Genomic DNA, 20,716 nt, shown 5'->3' with positions numbered 1-20,716 from the left:
GTTTGTCATGAAGTTAGCCATCGTTACGGCTTGCCCCAACGGCATGGTCACCAGCGTGCTGTGCGCCCGTTTGCTCGATGCCGCGGCGCAGCGTCAGGGCTGGAGCACCAGTGTCGAAGTGGTGGATGTGGCGCACCCGGAACGCCAGTTGTCGGCGGCCACGATCGAGGCTGCCGAGTGGGTGTTGCTGGTCACCAGCGCACCAGTGGATATGTCGCGATTCGTCGGCAAGCGTGTGTTCCAAAGCACCCCGGCCCACGCCCTGCAAGATGTCGAAGCGGTGCTGCGACGCGGTGCCGAAGAAGCGCAGGTTTACGCCGCAGCCGAAGTCACCGTCGAACCTGCAGCCGTTACCAAAAGCGCCCCGCGCCTGGTCGCGATCACCGCGTGCCCGACCGGCGTTGCTCATACTTTCATGGCCGCTGAAGCCTTGCAGCAGGCGGCCAAGCGATTGGGCTATGACCTGCAAATCGAAACCCAGGGCTCGGTCGGTGCGCGCAATCCGTTGAGCGCCGCCGCGATTGCCGACGCGGACGTGGTGCTGCTGGCCTGTGATATCGAAGTCGCGACCGAGCGTTTTGCCGGCAAGAAAATCTACCGTTGCGGCACGGGCATCGCCTTGAAGCAAGCCGAAGCGACGCTGAATAAAGCGCTGGCCGAAGGCAAACAGGAAAGTGCCGCGACCGGCGCCAAAGGCCCGGCCAAGCAAGAGAAGACCGGCATCTACAAACACCTGCTGACCGGCGTGTCGTTCATGCTGCCGATGGTGGTGGCGGGCGGTCTGATGATTGCCTTGTCGTTCGTCTTCGGCATCACCGCGTTCAAGGAAGAAGGCACACTCGCCGCTGCGCTGATGCAGATCGGCGGCGAGACCGCGTTCAAGCTGATGGTGCCGCTGCTGGCGGGCTACATCGCCTACTCGATTGCCGACCGTCCGGGCCTGGCGCCGGGGATGATTGGCGGCTTGCTGGCGAGCACGTTGGGTGCCGGTTTCATCGGCGGGATCATTGCCGGTTTCATCGCCGGTTACGCGGCGCAAGCGATCAACCGTTACGCGCGATTGCCGCAAAGCCTTGAAGCGTTGAAACCGATCCTGATCATCCCGTTGCTGGCGAGTCTGTTCACCGGGTTGGTGATGATCTACGTGGTCGGTAAACCGGTGGCCGGGATGCTCACCGGGCTCACGCATTTCCTCGACAGCATGGGCACCACCAACGCGATCCTGCTCGGCGTGTTGTTGGGCGGGATGATGTGCGTCGACTTGGGCGGGCCGATCAACAAAGCCGCTTATGCCTTCTCGGTGGGGCTATTGGCGTCCCAGAGTTACGCGCCGATGGCCGCGACCATGGCCGCCGGGATGGTGCCGCCGATTGGCCTGGGCATTGCCACGTTCATTGCCCGGCGCAAGTTTGCCCAGACTGAACGCGAGGCGGGTAAAGCGGCGTTGGTGCTGGGGCTGTGCTTCATCTCCGAAGGCGCGATTCCGTTTGCCGCCAAGGACCCGCTGCGGGTGATTCCGGCAAGCATTGCCGGTGGCGCGCTGACCGGTGCGCTGTCGATGTACTTCGGCTGCAAACTGATGGCGCCGCACGGTGGATTGTTTGTGTTGGCGATCCCGAATGCGATCAACCATGCGTTGTTGTATTTGCTGGCGATTGTGGCCGGGAGTCTGCTGACGGCGGTGGTTTATGCGGTGGTCAAGCGGCCTGAGGTTGTCGAGTTGGCAATAGAACCCGTCAACGCATAATCCACCTTTGTAGGAGCCAGCTTGCTGGCGATATCGGTCTTGAAATCGCCATCGCCAGCAAGCCGGCTCCTACAGGTGTGAGTCGATCACAAAATGCATGAACGACACGGACCTGTAGGAGCAAGCTTGCTCGCGATAGCGGCTTCCCAGCCAACATAGTTCCTGAGTGCTAAACCGCTCTCGCTCCCACAGTGGGGCTGGTTTGTTTTCGGAGTCAGGATGCCCATGCCTCATTTCTCCTTGAATCCGGGCAGGCCTTGGGCTGCACGCCACTGCTTCACAGTCTGCGTGATGCCTTCATTTGAGTTGTCCGCACCAGCTTCAGGGTAGTAAATGAGATCGGTTCCGTCAGGATGCTCTGTAATCTCGCAAAACTGTTTCGGCAAAGGATCGAGAATCTCGTCCGGTGCAGTCTGGTTCGCGGCCCGGATTTCCTGCATGAGCTGAATAAACTCTGCTTCGGTGAAATCAGCAAATTTTTTTTCAAGGGCGGTCAATTGTGGCTCGATGGCAAAAGTCACTCGACTTTGAACCCCGGCAAACCTTGAGTGGCACGCCATTCCTTGAGTGTGCGAGTAATACCTTCTGCCGAGTCGTCAGCGCCGTCTTCCGGGTAAAAAATCAGATCTGACCCTAATGGGTGTTCACTGATTTTTTCAAAGTGGAACACCAACGTGTCAATCTCTCTTTCCGTTCCATCGTGGCTGATGATGCTCTGAAGCAAAGCCACGAACTCGCTCTCTGTGTATTCACCGATTTTGTTTTTCATGGTTTCTGCCGGTCTTCCTTGTGGGTTACTGCGTGTTGTTTGGGTGTCATTACGCGAAGGTTATCAATATCGAAAACAGCACCTCCATGCTGGATATGTTCAATGTGATGCAATTCATAACGAGCGTTTCCGCCGTTACGCCCGGTCTTGGGGGCAAACGGGGAGTTGCCACCCAGAACGAAACTTTGATTGCTGGCCTTGAACTGGCCAAGTAGCTCGGCATCATTTCCCACAGCAGTCCAAAACGCCTTCCTGAATGCATCAAAGTCTCTGAATTTTTGCCCCCGAAGCACATCCGCAATCCGCGTTGGAATTGGAGCTCCTAGTCCCGCACCAGCCCCTGCCAGCCAAACCCCCGCAACATCTTCACCCACCCCCGTGACACCGCCCGGCTCATACCGTGCATTGAGCACAATGTAGATCGGTTCAAGCCCGGCATCCGCCGGAAACCAGATAATTGCATCCTGGTACTCGGGAGGATGCTCCGGGTTCTCCAGTATTTTGTCGGCCTGCTCCGTGGGCGGGTACACCCATATCGTCGGTAGTGGCGGGGCACCTTCCAGGGCGGGGACAGTTGGGGCGTCGTCAGGATTGGCCGCGGGTGTCCAGGTCAGACCGATGCCGTTGCCGAGGTCTGCGATGAACTGCTGGCCGTCCTTTCGGGCCTTGATGACGGGGACAAACTCCCAGTCTTTTTTCCCGCCGGTGTAGAAGCCATAGGCGTTGACCGCGCCATCCGGCAAGGTTTTTACATTGACGCGCACACGGGTGCGTCCCGCCTCCAGTGCCGCGTACTGTTCGTTTTTGTAGAAAGCGCTGTCGGGCGAAAGGCGGGTGTTGGGCATTAGCAGCGCCACTGTCCCGACGGCGGCCCCGGTCGCCACCACTGAACCCGTCAGCGATAGGGCGAGCGAACCACCGAGACGTTGGGCCAAGGCGTTGCCCGTCGACGAGCCGGCCACCCATTCAAGCGGTGTGCCTTCGGCGGTAATCGCCGCGCCGGTGCCCAGTACAGCCCACAACCCGTAGTCAGCCAGTTTCTCGACGGGGACATAACCGGCGTGGTTGTTGTGATTGATGACACCGTCCGGGAGGTTGCAGCTTTTGGCGAACACGCAACCTTTGAAGTGCGAATCGGACGTTGTGTCGAGAGCGTTTTGTCGTGTTTTTCGACGGGCCTCCCAACGGGCATTGGCGTCCAGTTCATGCCGTTCGTTCTTGGCGGATACCGCTGCGCCAGCATCCTGGAAGGCTTGCACTTCCTCCGTCGTGGGGAGTTGTCTTGGGGCGGGCAGATAGTCCGGGGATTCCGGGAAACCGAGCTTTTTCATCAGCGCTTCTTTTTCGTCCTTGGACAATCCCTGCGTGTAGCCGGGTTTGCCTCAACCCTATCCGGGACGCTCAGGCGTAGGCGTTAGGACGTTTCCTAAAAGCGGTGCTGAAATTTCCTATTTCATGGTGTTGCCGGGTGCTGTGGTGGTGAGTCAGTAAGTCCGCGTTATCGTTCTTCGCGGGCCAGCCACGCTCCCACAGGGTTTGGCGTTGAACACAAATCTTGTGTACGGCATCGAACACTGTGGGAGCGGGCTTGCCCGCGATGGGGCCGGCGGCAACACCGCTAAATCGTGGCTTTGTACTCATTCTCCCGCTGCGATGCCCGCGCCTGAACCACATCCAGCACCGCACAGCCTTCACGCATCAGCAGATGCACGGCGCGGGTGACCCGCGTCAGATCACAGTCGGAAATGTTTTTCAGATTCAGGCTGGTCAGCGTGTCTGCCAAATCGCGAACCACGGTGAAGCGATGCATGGCGCAGGCGGTGAGTTCACTGAGTTCTTTGTGGGTGTTGACGAAGAGCACCGGTGTTTCGGCGTCGTAGGTATCGATGGGGAGGTAGCGCGGCATGACTTGGAACATAGGTGTAACTCCAAATAGAGCTACCACCGTTCGCGGCCAAGCGAAAAAGGTGGCAGCTGTGTGCGGGTTGGCCGACCGGCACACCCAACCCCGGCACACCCTAAGGTGTCCCGCGCACAGCTGCCATAACACGACATCCAGACATGAAAATGCCTAAACAATGACGCTGATGCGTTTGGTGTGGTCGACCGGCCAAGGTCGTTCGCGGGTGTTTTCCGCGAGCACGAACTATGGAGTCGATACCGAAACGCGGCAACAAGATACGTTGTAGGAAACGTCTTGAAAAGTTGTGTGCCTCACGGTGATCATTTCCACCTGTGTGGGAGAGCGACGCAGATCCTGTAGGAGCAGAGCTTGCTCGCGAAGGCGGTGTAACTGTTGGCATCGTTGGTGAATGTTAAACCGTCTTCGCGAGCAAGCTCGGCTCCTACAGGGATTTGTGGTGTTGGTGGATTTTGTGTCATGCCCGGGTCACACGGCCATGCTTTAGTTTTCCTTTTTCAGGGAGAACACCATGAGCGAATTCAACCTCGGTCGCCGTCGTGTCATGCAAGCAGTCGGCGCCGGGATTCTGCTTCCCGGTCTTGCGCCGGCGGTGATTGCCTCGGTCAAGGATCGGCCGCAACTCACCGATGGCGTGCAGTCCGGCGACGTGCTGGGCGACCGGGCGATGGTCTGGAGTCGCAGCGATCGTGCGGCGCGGATGGTGGTGGAATGGGACACCCGTAGCCTGTTCACCAACCCTCGGCGTTTTGTCTCGCCACTGGCTGATGCCCGCAGCGATTTCACCGCGCGGGTCGAGCTCACCGGTCTGCCCGCCGACCAGGCGATTTTCTATCGCGTGCATTTCGAAGACGCCCAGAGCGGTGTCACCAGCGAACCCTGGTTTGGCCACTTGCGCAGCGTGCCGCAAACCCGGCGCGACATCCGTTTCGTCTGGAGCGGCGATACCGTTGGCCAGGGCTACGGCATCAACCCGGACATCGGTGGCATGCGCATCTACGAAGCCATGCGTTTGCGCTTGCCGGACTTCTTTATCCACAGTGGCGACACCATCTACGCCGACGGCCCGGTGCCGGCACAGCTTGTGACTGAAAGTGGCCGCGTGTGGCGCAACATCACCAGCGACGCCAAGAGCAAAGTCGCCGAAACCCTCGACGAGTATCGCGGCAATTACCGCTACAACCTGATGGACGAAAACGTCCGTCGCTTCAACGCCGAAGTGCCGCAGATCTGGCAGTGGGACGACCACGAAGTGGTCAACAACTGGTCGCCGGGCAAGCAACTGGATGAGCGTTACCAGAGCAAGGATATCCACAGCCTGGTAGGCCGCGCACGTCAGGCGTGGCTGGAATATGCGCCTATGCGGTTGCAGAGCGCGGATAACGGCGGGCGGATCTATCGCAAGCTCGGTTATGGGCCGATGCTGGATGTGTTTGTGCTCGACATGCGCAGCTATCGCGAGGCCAATGATGACAACCTCGGTGCAGCCAAACCCTTTCTCGGGCGTGAACAGCTGGACTGGCTCAAGCGTGAATTGAAAGCCTCCAGCGCCCAGTGGAAAGTCATTGCCGCCGACATGCCGATCGGCCTCGGCGTACCGGACGGTGAAGTCAGCCCCGGCGTGGCGCGCTGGGAAGCGGTGGCCAACGGTGATCCGGGCGCGGCCCAGGGGCGTGAGCTGGAAATTGCCGAACTGCTTGGTTTTCTGCGGGCGCAACAGGTGCGCAATTTCGTGTTCCTGACGGCGGATGTGCATTACTGCGCGGCGCATCACTACCATCCGGATCGTGCCGCGTTCCAGGATTTCGAACCGTTCTGGGAGTTTGTTGCCGGACCGTTGAACGCGGGGAGCTTCGGGCCTAATCCGCTGGATAAAACCTTCGGGCCTGAAGTGGTGTTCGAGAAAGCACCGCCGGCGCAGAACATGTCGCCGTTTGCCGGGTTTCAGTTTTTTGGCGAGGTGAATATTGAGGGGGCGACGGGGGAGATGAGTGTGGTGTTGCGGGATCTGGATGGGGTCAGTGTGTTTGAGCAGAAGTTGCAGCCGGTGTGAGACGTAGCCGACCGGCCTAGATCAATGTGGGAGCGGGCTTGCTCGCGAAAGCGGTATAACAGGCAACACAGATGTTGAATGTTAGTCAGTCTTCGCGAGCAAGCCCGCTCCCACATTGAATCGTGTAGGGTCAGTAGACGTCGCGGCGGTAGCGGCCTTGCTCGATCAAGCGCTCGACTGCTTCAGCCCCGAGCACTTCGTTGAGCACTTGATCCACCCCTGAAGCCATTCCCTGCAAGCTGCCGCAGATGTAAATGACGGCTCCGTCATCCAGCCATTGCTTGAGCAAACCGGCGGATTCACGCAGGCGATCCTGCACGTAGATCTTCTCGGCCTGATCTCGCGAAAACGCCAGGTCCAGCCGTTCGATATCCCCTGAAATCAACCACTCTTCAAGTTCGTCGCGGCACAGGTAGTCGTGCTCGCGATTGCGTTCGCCAAACAACAGCCAATGACGTTGCTGCCCATCGGCGATCCGCGCCTTGAGCAAACTGCGCAGCCCGGCCAGGCCGGTGCCGTTGCCCAGCAGGATCATCGGCAGTGGTTCGACCGGCAGATGGAAACCGCTGTTGCGGCGCACCCGTAGGCTGATGGTGCTGCCCACCGGGGCGTGTTCGGTCAGCCATCCGGAGCCGATACCCAGGCTGCCGTCGGGGTGCAGTTCCTGGCGCACGATCAGTTCCAGCACACCGTCGGCGGCAATCGAGGCGATGGAGTATTCGCGCATGGCCAGCGGCACCAAAGCATCCACCAGTGCTTGCGCGTGCAAGCCGACAAGGTGCGTACGGTTCTCGGGCAATTGTCGAGTCGCGAGTGCTTGTTCCAGCGCTTGCGACAGGCCATCGAGTATCACCGAGGCGCGACCGTCGATCCCGAGGCCATCGAGGAAATGCTCGATTGCCCATGGGCAGTTACGCGGCAACACTTCCACCAGATCACCGGCTAGCCAACTGCTGGTGGTCGGCGCGCTGAGGCCCAGCAGATACACCGGCGAGCCGCTGCTGTCCGGGTTCATCACGTCGCGGCGGCTCAGCGTCCAGTTGTCGTAGCTCGGCGCTTGCCAGGAGTCCACGGGCGCTTGTCCGGTCAGCAGACCAAGTTGCTGCTGCCAGTGACGCAAGGCGTAAGGGTCGCCGCAGTCGACTTCCACCGGCGCGAACAAATGCTTGCCGCCGTGCTCGCCGAGCCAGGCATGCAAGCGTCGGGCGAAACCGCAGAAGTGTTGATACTGCCGGTCACCCAATCCAAGCACCGCATAATTCAGGCTCTCCAGGCTCAATGCCCGGCCCAGCACTTTGCGTTCGAAACCACGGGCGCTGTCCGGCGCTTCTCCGTCGCCGAAGGTGCTGACCACGAACAGCGCGTTGCCGGAGTTCCGCAGGTCTTGCTCGCTGACGCTGGCCAGTGGCTGAACCTTTACCGGCAGGCCTGCTGCCTGCAGTTGGCCGGCGGTCTGCCACGCCAGTTGTTCGGCAAACCCGCTTTGGCTGGCGAAACCGATCAGCCACGCCGGAGCATCGCTGTCCGGTTGTTCGAGGCCTTTGCGGGCGTCCTTGATCTGCTTTTTCTTTCGTCGACGATCGAGGTACAGCAACCAGCCCGTGACGAAAAACAGCGGCATGGTCAGTGCGCTGAGCGTCAGGACGATCCGCCCGACAATCCCGAAGTAACTGCCGACGTGCAGCGCGTAGATGCTCGTCAGCAGTTGCGCCTTGAAGCTTTTATCGCTGTAGCGGTCGTGGCGTTTGACGACGCCGGTGGCCGGATCGAGGGAGATCTGGTTCAGCGCGCGGTCGTGAGGCGAGGTGGTCAACAGGTAGAACACCGTCGCGGGTTGCCCGGCCACGGGCGGCATACGAATGTTGTATGCGCTCAATGCCGGGCCGGCAGCGCTGTAAATGCTGCTCCACATCGATGCGTAATCGGCCGTCGGTGCCGGGCCTTCCGGTGCCGGGCCACGATTGCGAACGCGTTCATTCTGCGGCGCATCGGACAGCAATCGGGTCAGGCCCTTGTTGTACCACTCATAGGACCAGGACAACCCGGTCAGCGCTGCCAACAGATAAAACACCAGGCACCAGGTGCCGGCCACCGAGTGCAAATCCCAGTTGAAGCTGCGGCCTGTTTTCTTCCAGTCGAGGGTCAGCCAGGCGCGCCAGCTTTTCCATTGACGCGGCCAGCGCAGGTACAGGCCGGACAGGCAGAAGAACAGCAGAATCAGTGTGCACGCGCCGGTGATCTGCCGACCGGTATCGCCCATGGCGAGGAAGCGGTGCAGTTTCAGCATCAGGTCGAAGAAACCCTGGCCGGTGGCGTCGCCCATGAACTCGGCGGTGTACGGGTCGAAGTAGCGCATCTCCCCGCGACGCTCACCCGGTGGCGGGGTGAAGTTCACCCGTGCGGCGTTACCGCTGTCGGTGTCGACCCAGAGCATCGAGACTTTCTTGCCCGATGCACCCTCGATTTTTTCCACCAGCTCAGCGGGCGGCAGCACGCCGGCGACCTGTTTCTCGACCTGCAACACCGACGGGTTGAGTGCGCGCAGGATTTCATCCTCAAACGACACTATCGCCCCGGTGATGCCCATGAGGGCCAGGACCAGCCCGGCACTGATACCGAAAAACCAGTGCAACTGGAACAGGGTTTTCTTCAACACGTCACTCGCCTTGTTCGTTCGAAATTGTCATCACGGCGCGCATTATGCCGTGGGCTGTCGAGAAGCATTCTTTTTTACACACAAAAGCCCCGTTCAATTGCGTGAACGGGGCCTTTCCCTGATTCCAGCCTTCATCTGCACACCTGTAGGGGCACAGCTTGCTGGCGATGACGGTGTGTCAGGCAACATAAATGCTGTCTATGCCGACGTCTTCGCGAGCAAGCTTTGCTCCTACAGGGTTGTGGTGTGGTCAAAAGTGGAAGTTGGCGCTCAGCAGGGCGGTACGGCCGGCCGCTACGTGGGCGTAGTGGGTCTGCAGTATCTGGTCGAAGTAACGCTTGTCGGTCAGGTTCTGCACGTTGAGTTGCAGGTCGACGTTTTTGGTCAGGCGGTAGCTGGCCATCGCGTCGTAACGCCAGTAGGACGGGATCTCCACCGAGTTGGCGATGTTGCCGAACTGCGAGTCAACAAAAGTGGCACCCGCACCAACGGTAAGCTTGTCCGGCACCACGTCGTAAGTCGACCACAGGGTGAAGTTGTTCCGCGGGGTGCTCGGCATGTGGTTGCCTTCATCGGCGGCGAGGGTGGTTTTGACCACTTCGCTTTCCATGTAGGTGTAGCCGCCGAAGACTCTCCAGTTGCGGGTCAGCTTACCGGTGTACGTCAGCTCGAGGCCGTTGACGGTTTGCTCGCCATCCAGCACTTGCGAGGTGGCACCATCCGGATCGTTCATGCGTGCGTTGGTTTTCTCGGTGCGGAACAGTGCAGCGGTCAGCGACAGGTCGTCACCGAAGAAGTCCCACTTGGTGCCGATCTCGTAGTTGCGGTTCTTTTCCGGGTCCAGATCGGTGTTGTTCGCCGCCAGATCCAGGCCACCGTTGCCGCTGGTTTCACCGGACGGGTTGCTGGAGGTGGAGTAGGCCGCGTAGATGCTGCCGTTAGGCAACGGGTTGTAGACCACGCCGATCTGGTAGTTGAGCAGGTCGCTGGTGTTCTCGCGGGAGAAGTCGTTCGCCGGCGCTGTGCTGCTGGCGTTGGCATGGCCGCTGGATTCGACCTGGTAGTTGTCATAACGCAGGCCCAGGTTCAGGGACCATTGATCGTTGAACTTCAGCGTGTCGAACACGTAGGCCGCAGCGGTTTTGGTGTCGGTGTCGGTGAACGCGGCGCTGTCGGTGATCTTGCCGTTCCAGGTATCCCCAGGCGTCGGGTTGTACAGGCTGGTGCAGTCGCCGGAGCGGAAGAGTGCAGTGTTGCACGTCGTGCCGCTGGCGGCCGAAGTCAGGATGTAAGGGCGGTTATGGGTGTCTTGATAAGAGAACTCAATACCGGTGACCAGGCTGTGTGCGATGGTGCCAGTGTCGAACTTGGCGCTCAGGTCGGTCTGGTTGATCCAGCCGCTGGACGTCGAATTACGGCTCTTGGCGCCACGGTACACACTGCCCTTGGCGACGTTGCCCTTGCTGTCGTCCGGGTTGGTGACGATGTAGTCCAGCGTCGAACGGGACATGCGGAAGCTGTTGGACACGGTCAGGTCTTCATTCAGATCGTGCTCGATCTTGAAGGTGCCGCTGTCATTGGTGGTCTCGCGGAAGTCGCGGCTGGTGACGCCGTAGAAGTTGTCGCGGTCGACATGCACTGGTTTGTCGACGTTGTACTTGCTGCGGGCCGGGTTCAGGGTCAGCGGAATGCCGTAGTCCGGCATGTCGTCGGTTTCAACGTGGTAGTAACCGAGGGTCATGCGGGTATCGGTGCCCAGGCCGAAGGCGAACGTCGGCGCGACACCCCAGCGGCTGACGTCCACGGTGTCACGGCCGGCGACATTGGCTTCGTGTTTCATCAGGTTCAGGCGGAAGGCCGAGGTGTCGGTCATCTGCTGGTTCAGGTCGAGTGTGGTGCGCTTGGTCTGATCCGAGCCCCAGGTGAAGCCGCCATTGTAGAAACTGCCCAGTTTGGCGGTCTTGCTCACCAGGTTCAGGCTGCCACCGGTGGAGCCGGCGCCGGTGTAGGCCGACCCCGGGCCTTTGCTGACTTCGATCGATTCTACGTTGAAGATTTCGCGGCTCTGGGACGCCGGGTCGCGCATGCCGTCGACGAACGTATCGCTTTCAGCGCTGAAGCCACGAATGATCGGACGGTCGCCCGCCGGGTTACCGCCTTCGCCAGCACCGAAGGTGATGCCGGGTGTCGTGCGCAAGGCGTCGACCAGGCTGGTAGCGCCTGTGTCGCGGATCACCTGCTGCGGAATCACGGTGACACTTTTCGGCGTTTCACGCAGCGGTGCGGTGTATTTCTTGTTGGCCGAGGTATCGGTCTTGTAGGAGGTATCGTCCTGTGTTTCGCCGGTGATGGCAGTGGCGTCCAGGGAAATCGCATTGTTCGGCGCTTTTTCGGTCTTTTCGGCCGCGAAAACCATATGCCCCGCAGAGCCGGCGGTGATTGCCACGCCAATCGCAGAAGCGAGCAAACGCGGTGAATTGACAGGTAATTGTGGTTGTTGGCGTGACATGTGAATTCCCCTCCCCAAGGATTTGAGGCCGCGGAATATAGGGTAGACGCGTCTATGTATCAATTGCGAAACGTTTCTATTCGCACTGAATTTACATTCTTTACAATTTACCCTTACGGTTTTTGCTGTTTCATTCGTCATGGGGGTTTTACAGTGTCAATAAGAATCAATACCATTGACGCCCCTTTGTCTTCAGGTGGTCCTCATGCTGCTGCACATTCCCGGCTTGTTCACTAAAGAAGAAGTGCAGCGCATCCGCGAGGCTCTGGAACAGGCAGATTGGGCCGACGGCAAGATCACCGCCGGCTACCAGTCGGCCAAGGCCAAACACAACCTGCAACTGCCGGAAGGTCATCCACTGGCCAAGGAAGTCGGCGCGGCGATGCTGGAACGGTTGTGGAAAAATCCGCAGTTCATGTCGGCGGCGTTACCGCACAAGGTCTTTCCTCCGTTGCTGAACTGTTACACAGCGGGCGGCAGTTTCGATTTTCATATCGACAACGCCGTACGCCAGCCCAAAGGCAGCATCGAGCGCGTGCGCACGGATTTGTCGTCGACCCTGTTCTTCAGTGAGCCGGAGGACTACGACGGCGGCGAACTGGAAATCCAGGACACCTACGGCACCCAGCGCGTGAAGTTGCCGGCCGGCGACATGGTCTTGTACCCCGGCACCAGCCTGCACAAGGTCAATGCCGTCACCCGTGGTACACGGTTCGCCTCATTCTTCTGGACCCAAAGCCTGGTCCGCGAAGACAGCCAGCGCGCCTTGCTGTTCGAGATGGACGGTGCGATCCAGCAACTGACGCAGGACATGCCCGACCACCCTTCACTGATCCGCCTGACCGGCACGTATCACAACCTGTTGCGTCGCTGGGTCGAGGTATGAGTTTTCAACTGCGCCGCGAGGAAGTGCTCGACGGCGATCACCTCAAAGCCATGCTTGAGGAAAGTCCTGCGCGTGCTGCTCAGGCAATCCTGATCGCTGCCCGCGAAGGCGTGCTCGATGCGCAAGCCTTGCTCGGCCAGATTCTGCTGGACGGACAGGGCATCGCGCTGGATCAACCGCTGGCGCTGCGCTGGTTCGAGATAGCCGCTCAGCGCGGGCACCTGATGGCGCGCAACATGCTCGGTCGCTGTCACGAACATGGCTGGGGTTGTGCGGCAGATGCTTCAGTTGCAGCGCAGCATTATCGCATCGGCGCTGAAGCCGGACTGGATTGGGCGATGTACAACTACGCCAACCTGCTGGCGACCGGGCGCGGGGTGACCGAAGATCAGCCGCAAGCGCTGAGTTTTTATCGCCGCGCTGCGGAGCTGGGCCATGCGAAGTCGATGAACCTGCTTGGGCGTTACCTGGAGGAAGGACGGATTTGCCCCGCGGATCTGCAAGGCGCACGCGAGTGGTATCGACGCTCGGCCGATGCCGGGGATTTTCGTGGGCAGTTCAGTCATGGCGCGGTTTTGGTGGAGCAGGGCAGGCTTGACGAAGGAATGGCCTGGTTGCGCCAGGCGATGGTCAACGGCAATCAGCGGTTCCTGCGGGTCAGTGTCCAACGCTTGCGTGAAGCGTCCGACCCTGCGCTCAAGTGTTTGGCTGAGGAGTATGCCCATCACGAACAAACACTGTTCGGTCGAGCCTGAAAGACGCTTCATATAAACATGAAGTGGGTTGTTTTGCAGGTTTGTATTCTTTTCTTATATATGCCCCTCAGGGTTTCTTTGACAGCACTTTTATAAGTGGATTAGTCTTTTGTTCGGCGCAGTTAAATTGGATTTGACAGCGCGCCGTTACGATCTGCTTTAAGTTATTTAAATATATTCATGCCTATAGTTAATGGAGTAGTTATGAGCAATGATACGTTGTGGGAGCACTCTTTACAGGGAGCGAACTACGAGAAAATAACCGAGTTTGCAACCGAAGTTCCAAAGATCCTGTCCGATGCGTCCAACGCGGAGGCGGACAATGTGACGCGTGAAGCCGGTTTGTTACTGACCAAAAAACAGATCATTGATCTGCGCAGGTACGAAGCTGCAGGCTTGGCCCTTCCTTATACATTGAAGGATGTCACCGACTATCTGCGCTTCGGTGCGGGCCAGGATGGCGGTGACGGACTCAGGGCCGCCGACTTCCTGAAGACGTTTGCCGAGACTCGTGATCACGCCAGGCGCTGGTCACCGCTACGCGAACGCATCATGATCACCGGGACCGAACTGAAGCTGTTTGGCGCAAGCATGCAGCGCTACGGCGAAGACATGGAAGAGGTCTACCTCGATCTGAAGTCCGGTCCATTGCTTGAACAATATAATGTCAAAACACTGGAGCAACTGAAAAAGTTGCAACTTGAACTGGGCGATAAGTTTCCCGGTATAGAACTTGATGCGGATACGGTTCCGGACATGAGGTTTTACCTGGGTAAAATATTCGACAGGGTTGCATCCAATCTGGTGAGTGTCCGGGGTATAAAAACCGATTTGGACAAGTTTGGTTATGACCTGCGTGAAAAAGTGCTTCCAGGTATCAAGTTGCGAGTGGCATTGATTCAAACCAATTCCTATCCAGCGGAAGTCAAGAAACTCGATGAAGTCATCGCCCGTCGTGCCGAAGAGATTCTGGAAAAGAATACCCAATACCAGGCGTTGGTCGACAAGGCGCTGGGTTCGGCAGCCGGTTTGAATCTTTTCGGCTTGGGAATGGCTATTTACTACGGTGTCGAAGCGGAGGCAGTACGAGCCAAACGCAAGGAACTGAACGCGGCGCAGGACAAAGACATTGAAGTCCTGAGAAACATGAACCAGACCCTCGGTTCGTTAAAGCGTGTCGAACAGGATCTGCAAAACCTGACCGTCATCGCCATTGATGCTGATCTGGCCACGCAGAATCTCATACACGTCTGGAATGTCATGCATCGGTACGTCGATGAGTCGTCGAACGCCATGTTGGGCATCACCGATGCGCTGAGTTTGAGGCGCTTCATGTCGTCATTCCGAGAGGTCGTCGGCCCTTGGGTGCAAATCCACAATGATGCGGACCTCTTGATCGAAGTGTTCAAGGAAGCGGATCAGGAATACAACCAGGACCAAGGAAGGGCGGTACCCAAAATGACAACTTTTTCCATCAAACAGAACTATCCGGAGCCCAATCTTCAGGTTCTGAAGGACAGCCATCACGCGATGCGTGACGATGCTGTCGCGGCCGAAGCCCTTTTTATCCGGCTCAATTACTTGCCGGGTGTATTCGATCGCTTTCAAAGGTTGCTCGGCGATGTCGGTGCCGCAGCCCGGGATCTGCGTGAATCGAGCCTCAACAGCAAGATGGACCTGGAGTCCAAGGTTCGTAAGTTAGTGGCGCTTGAAAAGGAACTGACCGGTGCCGTTGAGGGTTCCGAGGAGTTCGACGAGATTGAAGAGGATCTCATTGCGGCATTGAAAAAAATGCTCGCCATCACGCGCAGCGAGGCGAGCAAAGTGAGTATTCGCCTGGCCAACATCAGCGACGGGTATGACAGACGTACCACATTGGGCTACATCGCGGGTCTGGAAAAGGACCAACTCGACGCCAGGGAGTCCAAACAAGCGTTGGGCGAGACTCAGGTCAAGCTTCAACGTGAGCTCAAGGTTTTGTCCGAGGCAATCAGCGCAATCGAAAAAGCCGGTATCGAGAAAATTGGCAAAGACATTGCCTTGACCATCGATAAGCTCAAAGAGCTGGGCATGGCGCCGCCGCAAGCTCAGATCGTGATGTTTGTGATCGATGAGCTGAAGAAAGCCATGGACGATATCAATGCAGGCATCACGTTCGTCAACATGATCCATGAAAGCAACAAACTGCAGGACAAGGTCAATGAGCTTGGTCGAAAGATTGCGCTCAAAGACCGGGATATCGATCAGTCGGTGGGCAAGATCGAGTTTATCCACTTGATTCATGCGCTGGAGGACCAACGTCAGCGTTATGTGGGCGAGTACAAGCCGGCTGTTGCTGCATTCAATCAATTCCTGACGGTCATGGAGGGCAACACGGCGGGTGATGTCGCGACGCGCAGTGCCAGGGCCATAAAAGAAGCGAACCAGTTCATTGGCTTTCTGACGCCGGTTTCACTGCCGTAACGCCAGCATTCACTGATGGCAGGGGTGGCTTTCATCGAGCATCGCTACCCCTGCCGGATATTGATCAGCGACGGTTTCCCACGCTGGCCTTCGTCAGTGTCATCAGGTTATTTGCCATGTATGAATTTTTGCTTGCGAAGACGCATTTCGTTGCGTTGAAAAAATACTTCGATTTCCTCCGCGCACTTCCCGCCACGCTGGATCAACTGAAAAGCCATTCAGACAACTTGCAGCGTCAGGGGCATGTGCCGACGCCAGGGCCTGACGCTGAGCGTCTTAAAGTGCTGGCTTCATTCAGCACCGGTTATCTGGAACGGCTTGACGCTGATATTTCGGCGCTGGGTAAGGTGTGTGACGAGAGCTTGCACCACATCGGGGTGTTTACCGTGGAGTGCCGAATACTGGCCAAACTGTCGCACAAGCAAGGCCGCTCTTTCAGTATCAGCTCCGTGAACTACAAATTATTCAGCCTGTCCCGATCGCAGTGGTGGATCTGGTTTCCTCCCAGTGATGTCGACGGCCTGGCTTTCGAGCTTTCTCTGCGCCTGGGTCGTACCAAGTCTGCACTGTTGGACTTCAAGGCTGTGCCGCAGGAATTGCACAATGATATCCAGAACGTGTTCGAGCGGTTTTTCCGGTCGTTGACGTTGAAATCCTGTGAGTGCCACTCGCGCTATTCCCGACTTGAAGCCTGGTACGTGGATGGCGGATCAGGCCTGCCCGGGCTGAGTGGCGCTGCCAGTCCAGGCGATTCTGCACAGGCGCGTCAGGCGCGGGCGAACGAGCATCTGCGTGAACTGTTCGCGATCAAGACAGAGGCCTGCTCGGCGATTCACAATCTGAGCGACTTCCTCTATGCAATGCAGCACTTTCTGACGGTAGCTGAGCTTGAATTACGTAACGTCAGGCCGACTATTAAACTCTCGCAATTGAACTGCGCTCTGGCGCAGGTCGAGCATGTGCTGAGAGAGGTCAAGTCGATGGCTGAACAAATGCGGTACTGGTCCCGGGCATAAAAAAAGGTCCATGACATGTCATGGACCTTCTGTTGTTACAGCAAGCGGTATTACACGTAGAACGACTTCAGCGGCGGGAAGCCATTGAACTCGACGGCGCTGTAGCTGGTGGTGTACGCACCGGTCGACAGCCAGTACAAACGATCACCGATCGCCAGGTTCAGCGGCAAACCGTACTTGTAGTTTTCGTACATGATGTCGGCGCTGTCGCAGGTCGGGCCGGCGATAACCACTTCTTCCACTTCGCCTTTCTTTTCGGTCCAGATCGGGAACTTGATGGCTTCGTCCATGGTTTCGATCAGGCCGGAGAACTTGCCCACATCCGTGTACACCCAGCGCTCGACGGCGGTGCGGGATTTGCGTGCAACCAACACCACTTCACTGACCAGGATGCCGGCGTTGGCGATCAGCGAACGGCCCGGTTCCAGGATGATTTCCGGCAGATCGTCGCCGAAGTCTTCCTTGAGGAAACGGATGATTTCTTCAGCGTAGGTTTCCAGGCTGTTGGTGCGGGTGATGTAGTTGGCCGGGAAGCCGCCGCCCATGTTGATCAGCTTCAGGTGGATGCCGTCTTCTTCTTTCAGACGCTCGAAGATCACTTTGACCTTGGCGATCGCTGCGTCCCAGACGCTGATGTCGCGCTGTTGCGAGCCGACGTGGAACGAGATGCCGTAAGGCACCAGGCCCAGGTCGCGAGCGAGGATCAGCAGGTCCATGGCCATGTCGGTCTGGCAGCCGAATTTGCGCGACAAAGGCCAGTCTGCGGTGGTCGAGCCTTCGGTGAGGATGCGCACGTAGACTTTCGAGCCAGGTGCAGCCTTGGCGATGTTGCGCAGGTCGGCTTCGGAGTCGGTGGCATACAGACGCACGCCCTTCTCGTAGAAGTAGCGGATGTCCTTGGATTTCTTGATGGTGTTGCCGTAGCTGATGCGATCCGGGCCAACGCCCTGGTTCATCACTTTATCGAGCTCGTAGATCGAGGCGATGTCGAAATTCGAGCCTTTCTCTTTGAGCAGGTCGATGATTTCGACGGCCGGGTTGGCCTTGACGGCGTAGTAGACCTTGGCGAATTCGAAACCGGCGCGCAGGTCGTCATAGGCCTGGCTGATCATCGCGGTGTCGATAACCACGAACGGGGTTTCTTGTTTGTCGGCGAATGCCTTCATTTTCTGAAAGGTATCGCGCGCGAAATAGTCTTCGACGTTGATCGACATGCTGGGAACTCCTACTGGCAAACTAGATTAATCAATGGGTGCGAGGGTGTGTCATCAATGAAATCGCGAGTGCGTTGCGCCTGAGCGCGTGCCAGGCAAGGCGCAGGCCGCCGCTAATGGTCATTCCCTTCGCAAGGCCTGCAACGCAGCATGGCGCGCGCTCAGGCACAACCCGAAGGGCCGGGCCTGCTTTTGCGCAGGGCTGCGTTGCTCGTCCCTTATTTGGAACAACCAAACCGCGGGCCTCGCGCCTTGCCCTGCGCAAAAGCAGGCTCCGGCGCACTCGTGATTTCATTGATGACACACCCTCCTGAACGTCCTCCGTATCCCCACTTTGGTTCGCCTACTTCCCAAGGCATGTCGCCGAAAGCAAAAAGGCCATGGGAAGCGGTGCTTTCCCTTGGCCTTGCTGTCTCGTCGTCAGTACTTGAGCCGGATGGATCGTTTCCAGCATGGACGTTCGGCGCGAACTTTAGGGCGTGAGGGGCTTGAGATCAACAAAAAATGTCGCGTTTTTGCACTTGTCTGACGCACGTTGCCGCCAGCTCTCCTTGTACTCGACACAGATGACAGGCCGATGTTCCCGAGGAAATCTGAAGTGTTAAAAATACCTGCACGTTCGACGCTTATGTCTGCCAACTCAAAGATAACTGCGATGGCGTCAACATCGGCGACGATAGCTGCGAAAAGGTCGGCTGAGCGATTTTTTGACTGTTTCGGCGGACCTTTTTAGAGGCCGCTTGCCGAGGCAGGTGTTGATATTTTTTTCCGGTCACAGGCTGTGCGGTTTTTGTGGGAGCGAGCCTGCTCGCGATGGCAATTTCAAATTCAACATCGTCGTTGGCTGACCATGCGCTATCGCGAGCAGGCTCGCTCCCACAGGTTTTGCATTTTTACCCAGCGATTCAGGCTGTCAGGCGACTGCCTCGGCCGGCGACACGATATTGGTTTTCATGCCTCGTGAACGTCCTGAGCTCAGATAGGCCGCAATCGACTCCTGCGTCACCTCCCCCAAAAACACCCGCTCGGCATCCATCACCGGCAACCACGAACGATTGAACTCGTACATCCGCGACAGCAGGATACGCAAATGCTCGTCGTACGCTGCCGTGGCATTGAACTCACGCAGGTACTGCGCGCAAGCCCCGGTCTGACGGTGCAGGTCGCGACGTCGTACATAACCGAGCGCCTTGTTCTCACCGTCCGTGACCACGACATAACGACGGTCATGTTCATCCATCAACTCCAGCGCTTCAGCCACCGGCGTCTCCGGGCTGACGGACGGTGCGTTGTCCGCCGCGTCTTCGGCCTTCACCAGCAGCAGACGCTTGAGCGTGCTGTCCTGGCCGACGAAGTTGCTGACAAAGTCGTCCGCCGGGTGCGCCAGCAGCGTGTCCGGGTGATCGATCTGCAACAGCTTGCCGGCGCGGAAGATTGCAATCTTGTCGCCCAGCTTGATCGCTTCGTCGATGTCGTGGCTGACCATGATCACGGTCTTGTTCAGTGCCCGTTGCATCTCGAAGAACTCGTTCTGGATCATCTCGCGGTTGATCGGGTCGACCGCGCCGAACGGTTCATCCATCAGCAGCAACGGCGCATCCGCCGCCAGTGCGCGAATCACGCCGATCCGTTGCTGCTGACCACCGGACAATTCGCGCGGATAACGATTCAAATACTGCTTGGGCTCAAGCTTGATCATGCTCATCAACTCGCGGGCGCGGTCGTGGCACTTCTGTTTGTCCCAGCCCAGCAGGCGCGGAACGATGGTGATGTTTTCCTCGATGGTCATGTTCGGGAACAGACCGATCTGCTGGATCACGTAACCGATGTTGCGACGCAGGGTCACTTCGTCGAGGTCGGTGGTGTCTTCGCCGTTGATCAGGATCTTGCCCGAGGTCGGCTTGATCAGGCGGTTGATCATCTTCAGCGTGGTGCTTTTGCCGCAGCCCGATGGCCCGAGGAACACACAGATTTCGCCTTCATTGACGGTCAGGCTGACCGAGTCCACGGCTTTCACATCTTTGCCGTTGCTTTGGAAAGTCTTGCTGAGGTTTTGAAGTTCGATCATTTGAGCAGTCCTTTTGGAGTCAGCGTGCGTTGCAGCCATTGCAGAAGCAGGTCGGCGAAGATGGCCAGCAGGCTGACCAGCACGGCGCCGACGATCAGCATCGACATGTCGCTGCGGCTGATGGAAGCGAGAATGAGGACACCGAGGCCACCGGCGCCGATGGTCGCGGCGATGGTCATTACACCGATGTTCATGACCACGGCGGTGCGCACGCCGGCGAGGATCACCGGCACGGCGATGGGCAGTTCGACCATGCGCAGGCGCTGGCCGAAGGTCATGCCGATGCCGCGTGCGGCTTCGCGAATGCCCGGTTCGACGTTGGTCAGGGCGAGGTAGGTGTTACGCATGATCGGCAGCAGCGAGTACAGAAACACTGCCGTGATCGCCGGCATCGGCCCCAGGCCCTGGCCGAATTTGGAGTAGAACGGCAGCAGCAGACCGAACAGTGCAATCGACGGCACGGTCAGCAGCACCGTGGCGCTGGCTTGCAAGGGGCCGGCGAGCGTCGGGAAACGCGTCATCAGAATGCCCAGTGGCACGCCGACCAGAATCGCCAGGGTCACGGCGATGCCGACCAGGGTGATGTGCTGCCAGGTCAGATGCAGCACCTGCGGCCAGTCGAGATGGGAAAAGGCGTTGAGAAATTCCATGACTTTTCC

Annotated in this window: 15 protein-coding genes; 6 read left to right on the top strand and 9 right to left on the bottom strand. The window is 58.3% G+C overall.

The window, feature by feature from the left end:
* Window positions 1-7 precede the first annotated feature (7 nt).
* Window positions 8-1,747 (top strand): PTS fructose-like transporter subunit IIB, encoded by a 1,740-nt coding sequence (locus ACM6IO_RS28725; protein ID WP_414912662.1) that lies wholly within the window; start codon window positions 8-10, stop codon window positions 1,745-1,747.
* Window positions 1,748-1,977: 230 nt separating this feature from the next.
* Here the strand turns inward: ACM6IO_RS28725 and ACM6IO_RS28720 are convergent, their stop codons facing one another.
* The 4 genes from ACM6IO_RS28720 to ACM6IO_RS28705 all read right to left on the bottom strand — a co-directional run bounded on the left by ACM6IO_RS28720 (window position 1,978) and on the right by ACM6IO_RS28705 (window position 4,434).
* Entirely contained in the window at window positions 1,978-2,268 is a 291-nt protein-coding gene (locus ACM6IO_RS28720; protein WP_414912661.1) for a bacteriocin immunity protein, read from the bottom strand.
* Window positions 2,265-2,516, bottom strand: coding sequence for a bacteriocin immunity protein (locus tag ACM6IO_RS28715; RefSeq protein ID WP_414912660.1), 252 nt, complete (start codon window positions 2,514-2,516; stop codon window positions 2,265-2,267). Before ACM6IO_RS28715 ends, ACM6IO_RS28720 begins: the two co-directional genes overlap by 4 nt.
* Window positions 2,513-3,847 carry an S-type pyocin domain-containing protein gene (locus tag ACM6IO_RS28710; RefSeq protein WP_414912659.1) on the bottom strand — a complete coding sequence of 445 codons (1,335 nt, stop codon included), beginning with the start codon at window positions 3,845-3,847 and terminating at the stop codon, window positions 2,513-2,515. Before ACM6IO_RS28710 ends, ACM6IO_RS28715 begins: the two co-directional genes overlap by 4 nt.
* A 287-nt stretch (window positions 3,848-4,134) precedes the next feature.
* Window positions 4,135-4,434: a hypothetical protein gene (locus ACM6IO_RS28705; protein ID WP_192227707.1), complete on the bottom strand. Its 300-nt coding sequence runs from the start codon at window positions 4,432-4,434 to the stop codon at window positions 4,135-4,137.
* A gap of 514 nt (window positions 4,435-4,948) precedes the next feature.
* Here ACM6IO_RS28705 and ACM6IO_RS28700 point away from each other — a divergent pair.
* A complete protein-coding gene (locus ACM6IO_RS28700) occupies window positions 4,949-6,490 on the top strand; it encodes an alkaline phosphatase D family protein (protein ID WP_414912658.1) in 1,542 nt (513 codons plus the stop codon).
* A gap of 130 nt (window positions 6,491-6,620) precedes the next feature.
* On the opposite strand, the gene ACM6IO_RS28695 is transcribed toward ACM6IO_RS28700, so the two are convergent.
* Together ACM6IO_RS28695 and ACM6IO_RS28690 are read right to left on the bottom strand one after the other, a co-directional pair.
* Entirely contained in the window at window positions 6,621-9,146 is a 2,526-nt protein-coding gene (locus tag ACM6IO_RS28695; protein ID WP_414912657.1) for a PepSY domain-containing protein, read from the bottom strand.
* A gap of 250 nt (window positions 9,147-9,396) precedes the next feature.
* The gene (locus tag ACM6IO_RS28690) at window positions 9,397-11,655 is read right to left on the bottom strand and encodes a TonB-dependent receptor (protein ID WP_414912656.1); all 2,259 of its coding nucleotides are present in this window, start codon (window positions 11,653-11,655) and stop codon (window positions 9,397-9,399) included.
* A 205-nt stretch (window positions 11,656-11,860) separates the two neighbouring features.
* On the opposite strand from ACM6IO_RS28690, the gene ACM6IO_RS28685 reads away from it, so the two are divergent.
* From ACM6IO_RS28685 to ACM6IO_RS28670, 4 genes are all read left to right on the top strand, one after another.
* Window positions 11,861-12,541: a Fe2+-dependent dioxygenase gene (locus ACM6IO_RS28685; protein ID WP_008036255.1), complete on the top strand. Its 681-nt coding sequence runs from the start codon at window positions 11,861-11,863 to the stop codon at window positions 12,539-12,541.
* Window positions 12,538-13,296: a tetratricopeptide repeat protein gene (locus ACM6IO_RS28680; RefSeq protein WP_414912655.1), complete on the top strand. Its 759-nt coding sequence runs from the start codon at window positions 12,538-12,540 to the stop codon at window positions 13,294-13,296. Before ACM6IO_RS28685 ends, ACM6IO_RS28680 begins: the two co-directional genes overlap by 4 nt.
* Before the next feature lie 204 nt (window positions 13,297-13,500).
* A complete protein-coding gene (locus ACM6IO_RS28675) occupies window positions 13,501-15,759 on the top strand; it encodes an alpha-xenorhabdolysin family binary toxin subunit A (protein WP_414912654.1) in 2,259 nt (752 codons plus the stop codon).
* A gap of 116 nt (window positions 15,760-15,875) precedes the next feature.
* Complete coding sequence (locus ACM6IO_RS28670) at window positions 15,876-16,775, top strand: hypothetical protein (protein WP_414912653.1); 900 nt, start codon at window positions 15,876-15,878, stop codon at window positions 16,773-16,775.
* Between the two features lie 50 nt (window positions 16,776-16,825).
* Here ACM6IO_RS28670 and ACM6IO_RS28665 read toward each other — a convergent pair whose 3' ends face one another.
* The 3 genes from ACM6IO_RS28665 to ACM6IO_RS28655 all read right to left on the bottom strand — a co-directional run bounded on the left by ACM6IO_RS28665 (window position 16,826) and on the right by ACM6IO_RS28655 (window position 20,707).
* Window positions 16,826-17,989: a type III PLP-dependent enzyme gene (locus tag ACM6IO_RS28665; RefSeq protein WP_008024420.1), complete on the bottom strand. Its 1,164-nt coding sequence runs from the start codon at window positions 17,987-17,989 to the stop codon at window positions 16,826-16,828.
* A gap of 913 nt (window positions 17,990-18,902) precedes the next feature.
* Window positions 18,903-20,057, bottom strand: a complete 1,155-nt coding sequence (locus ACM6IO_RS28660) for a betaine/proline/choline family ABC transporter ATP-binding protein (RefSeq protein WP_008036261.1) — start codon at window positions 20,055-20,057, stop codon at window positions 18,903-18,905.
* Entirely contained in the window at window positions 20,054-20,707 is a 654-nt protein-coding gene (locus tag ACM6IO_RS28655; protein ID WP_192417401.1) for an ABC transporter permease, read from the bottom strand. Before ACM6IO_RS28655 ends, ACM6IO_RS28660 begins: the two co-directional genes overlap by 4 nt.
* Window positions 20,708-20,716: the final 9 nt, after the last annotated feature.

Source organism: Pseudomonas sp. IT-P44 (assembly GCF_949768225.1).
GTDB lineage: Bacteria > Pseudomonadota > Gammaproteobacteria > Pseudomonadales > Pseudomonadaceae > Aquipseudomonas > Aquipseudomonas migulae.
Note: the sequence above shows the minus strand (reverse complement) of the source record. Positions and strands in the feature narration are given on the sequence as shown.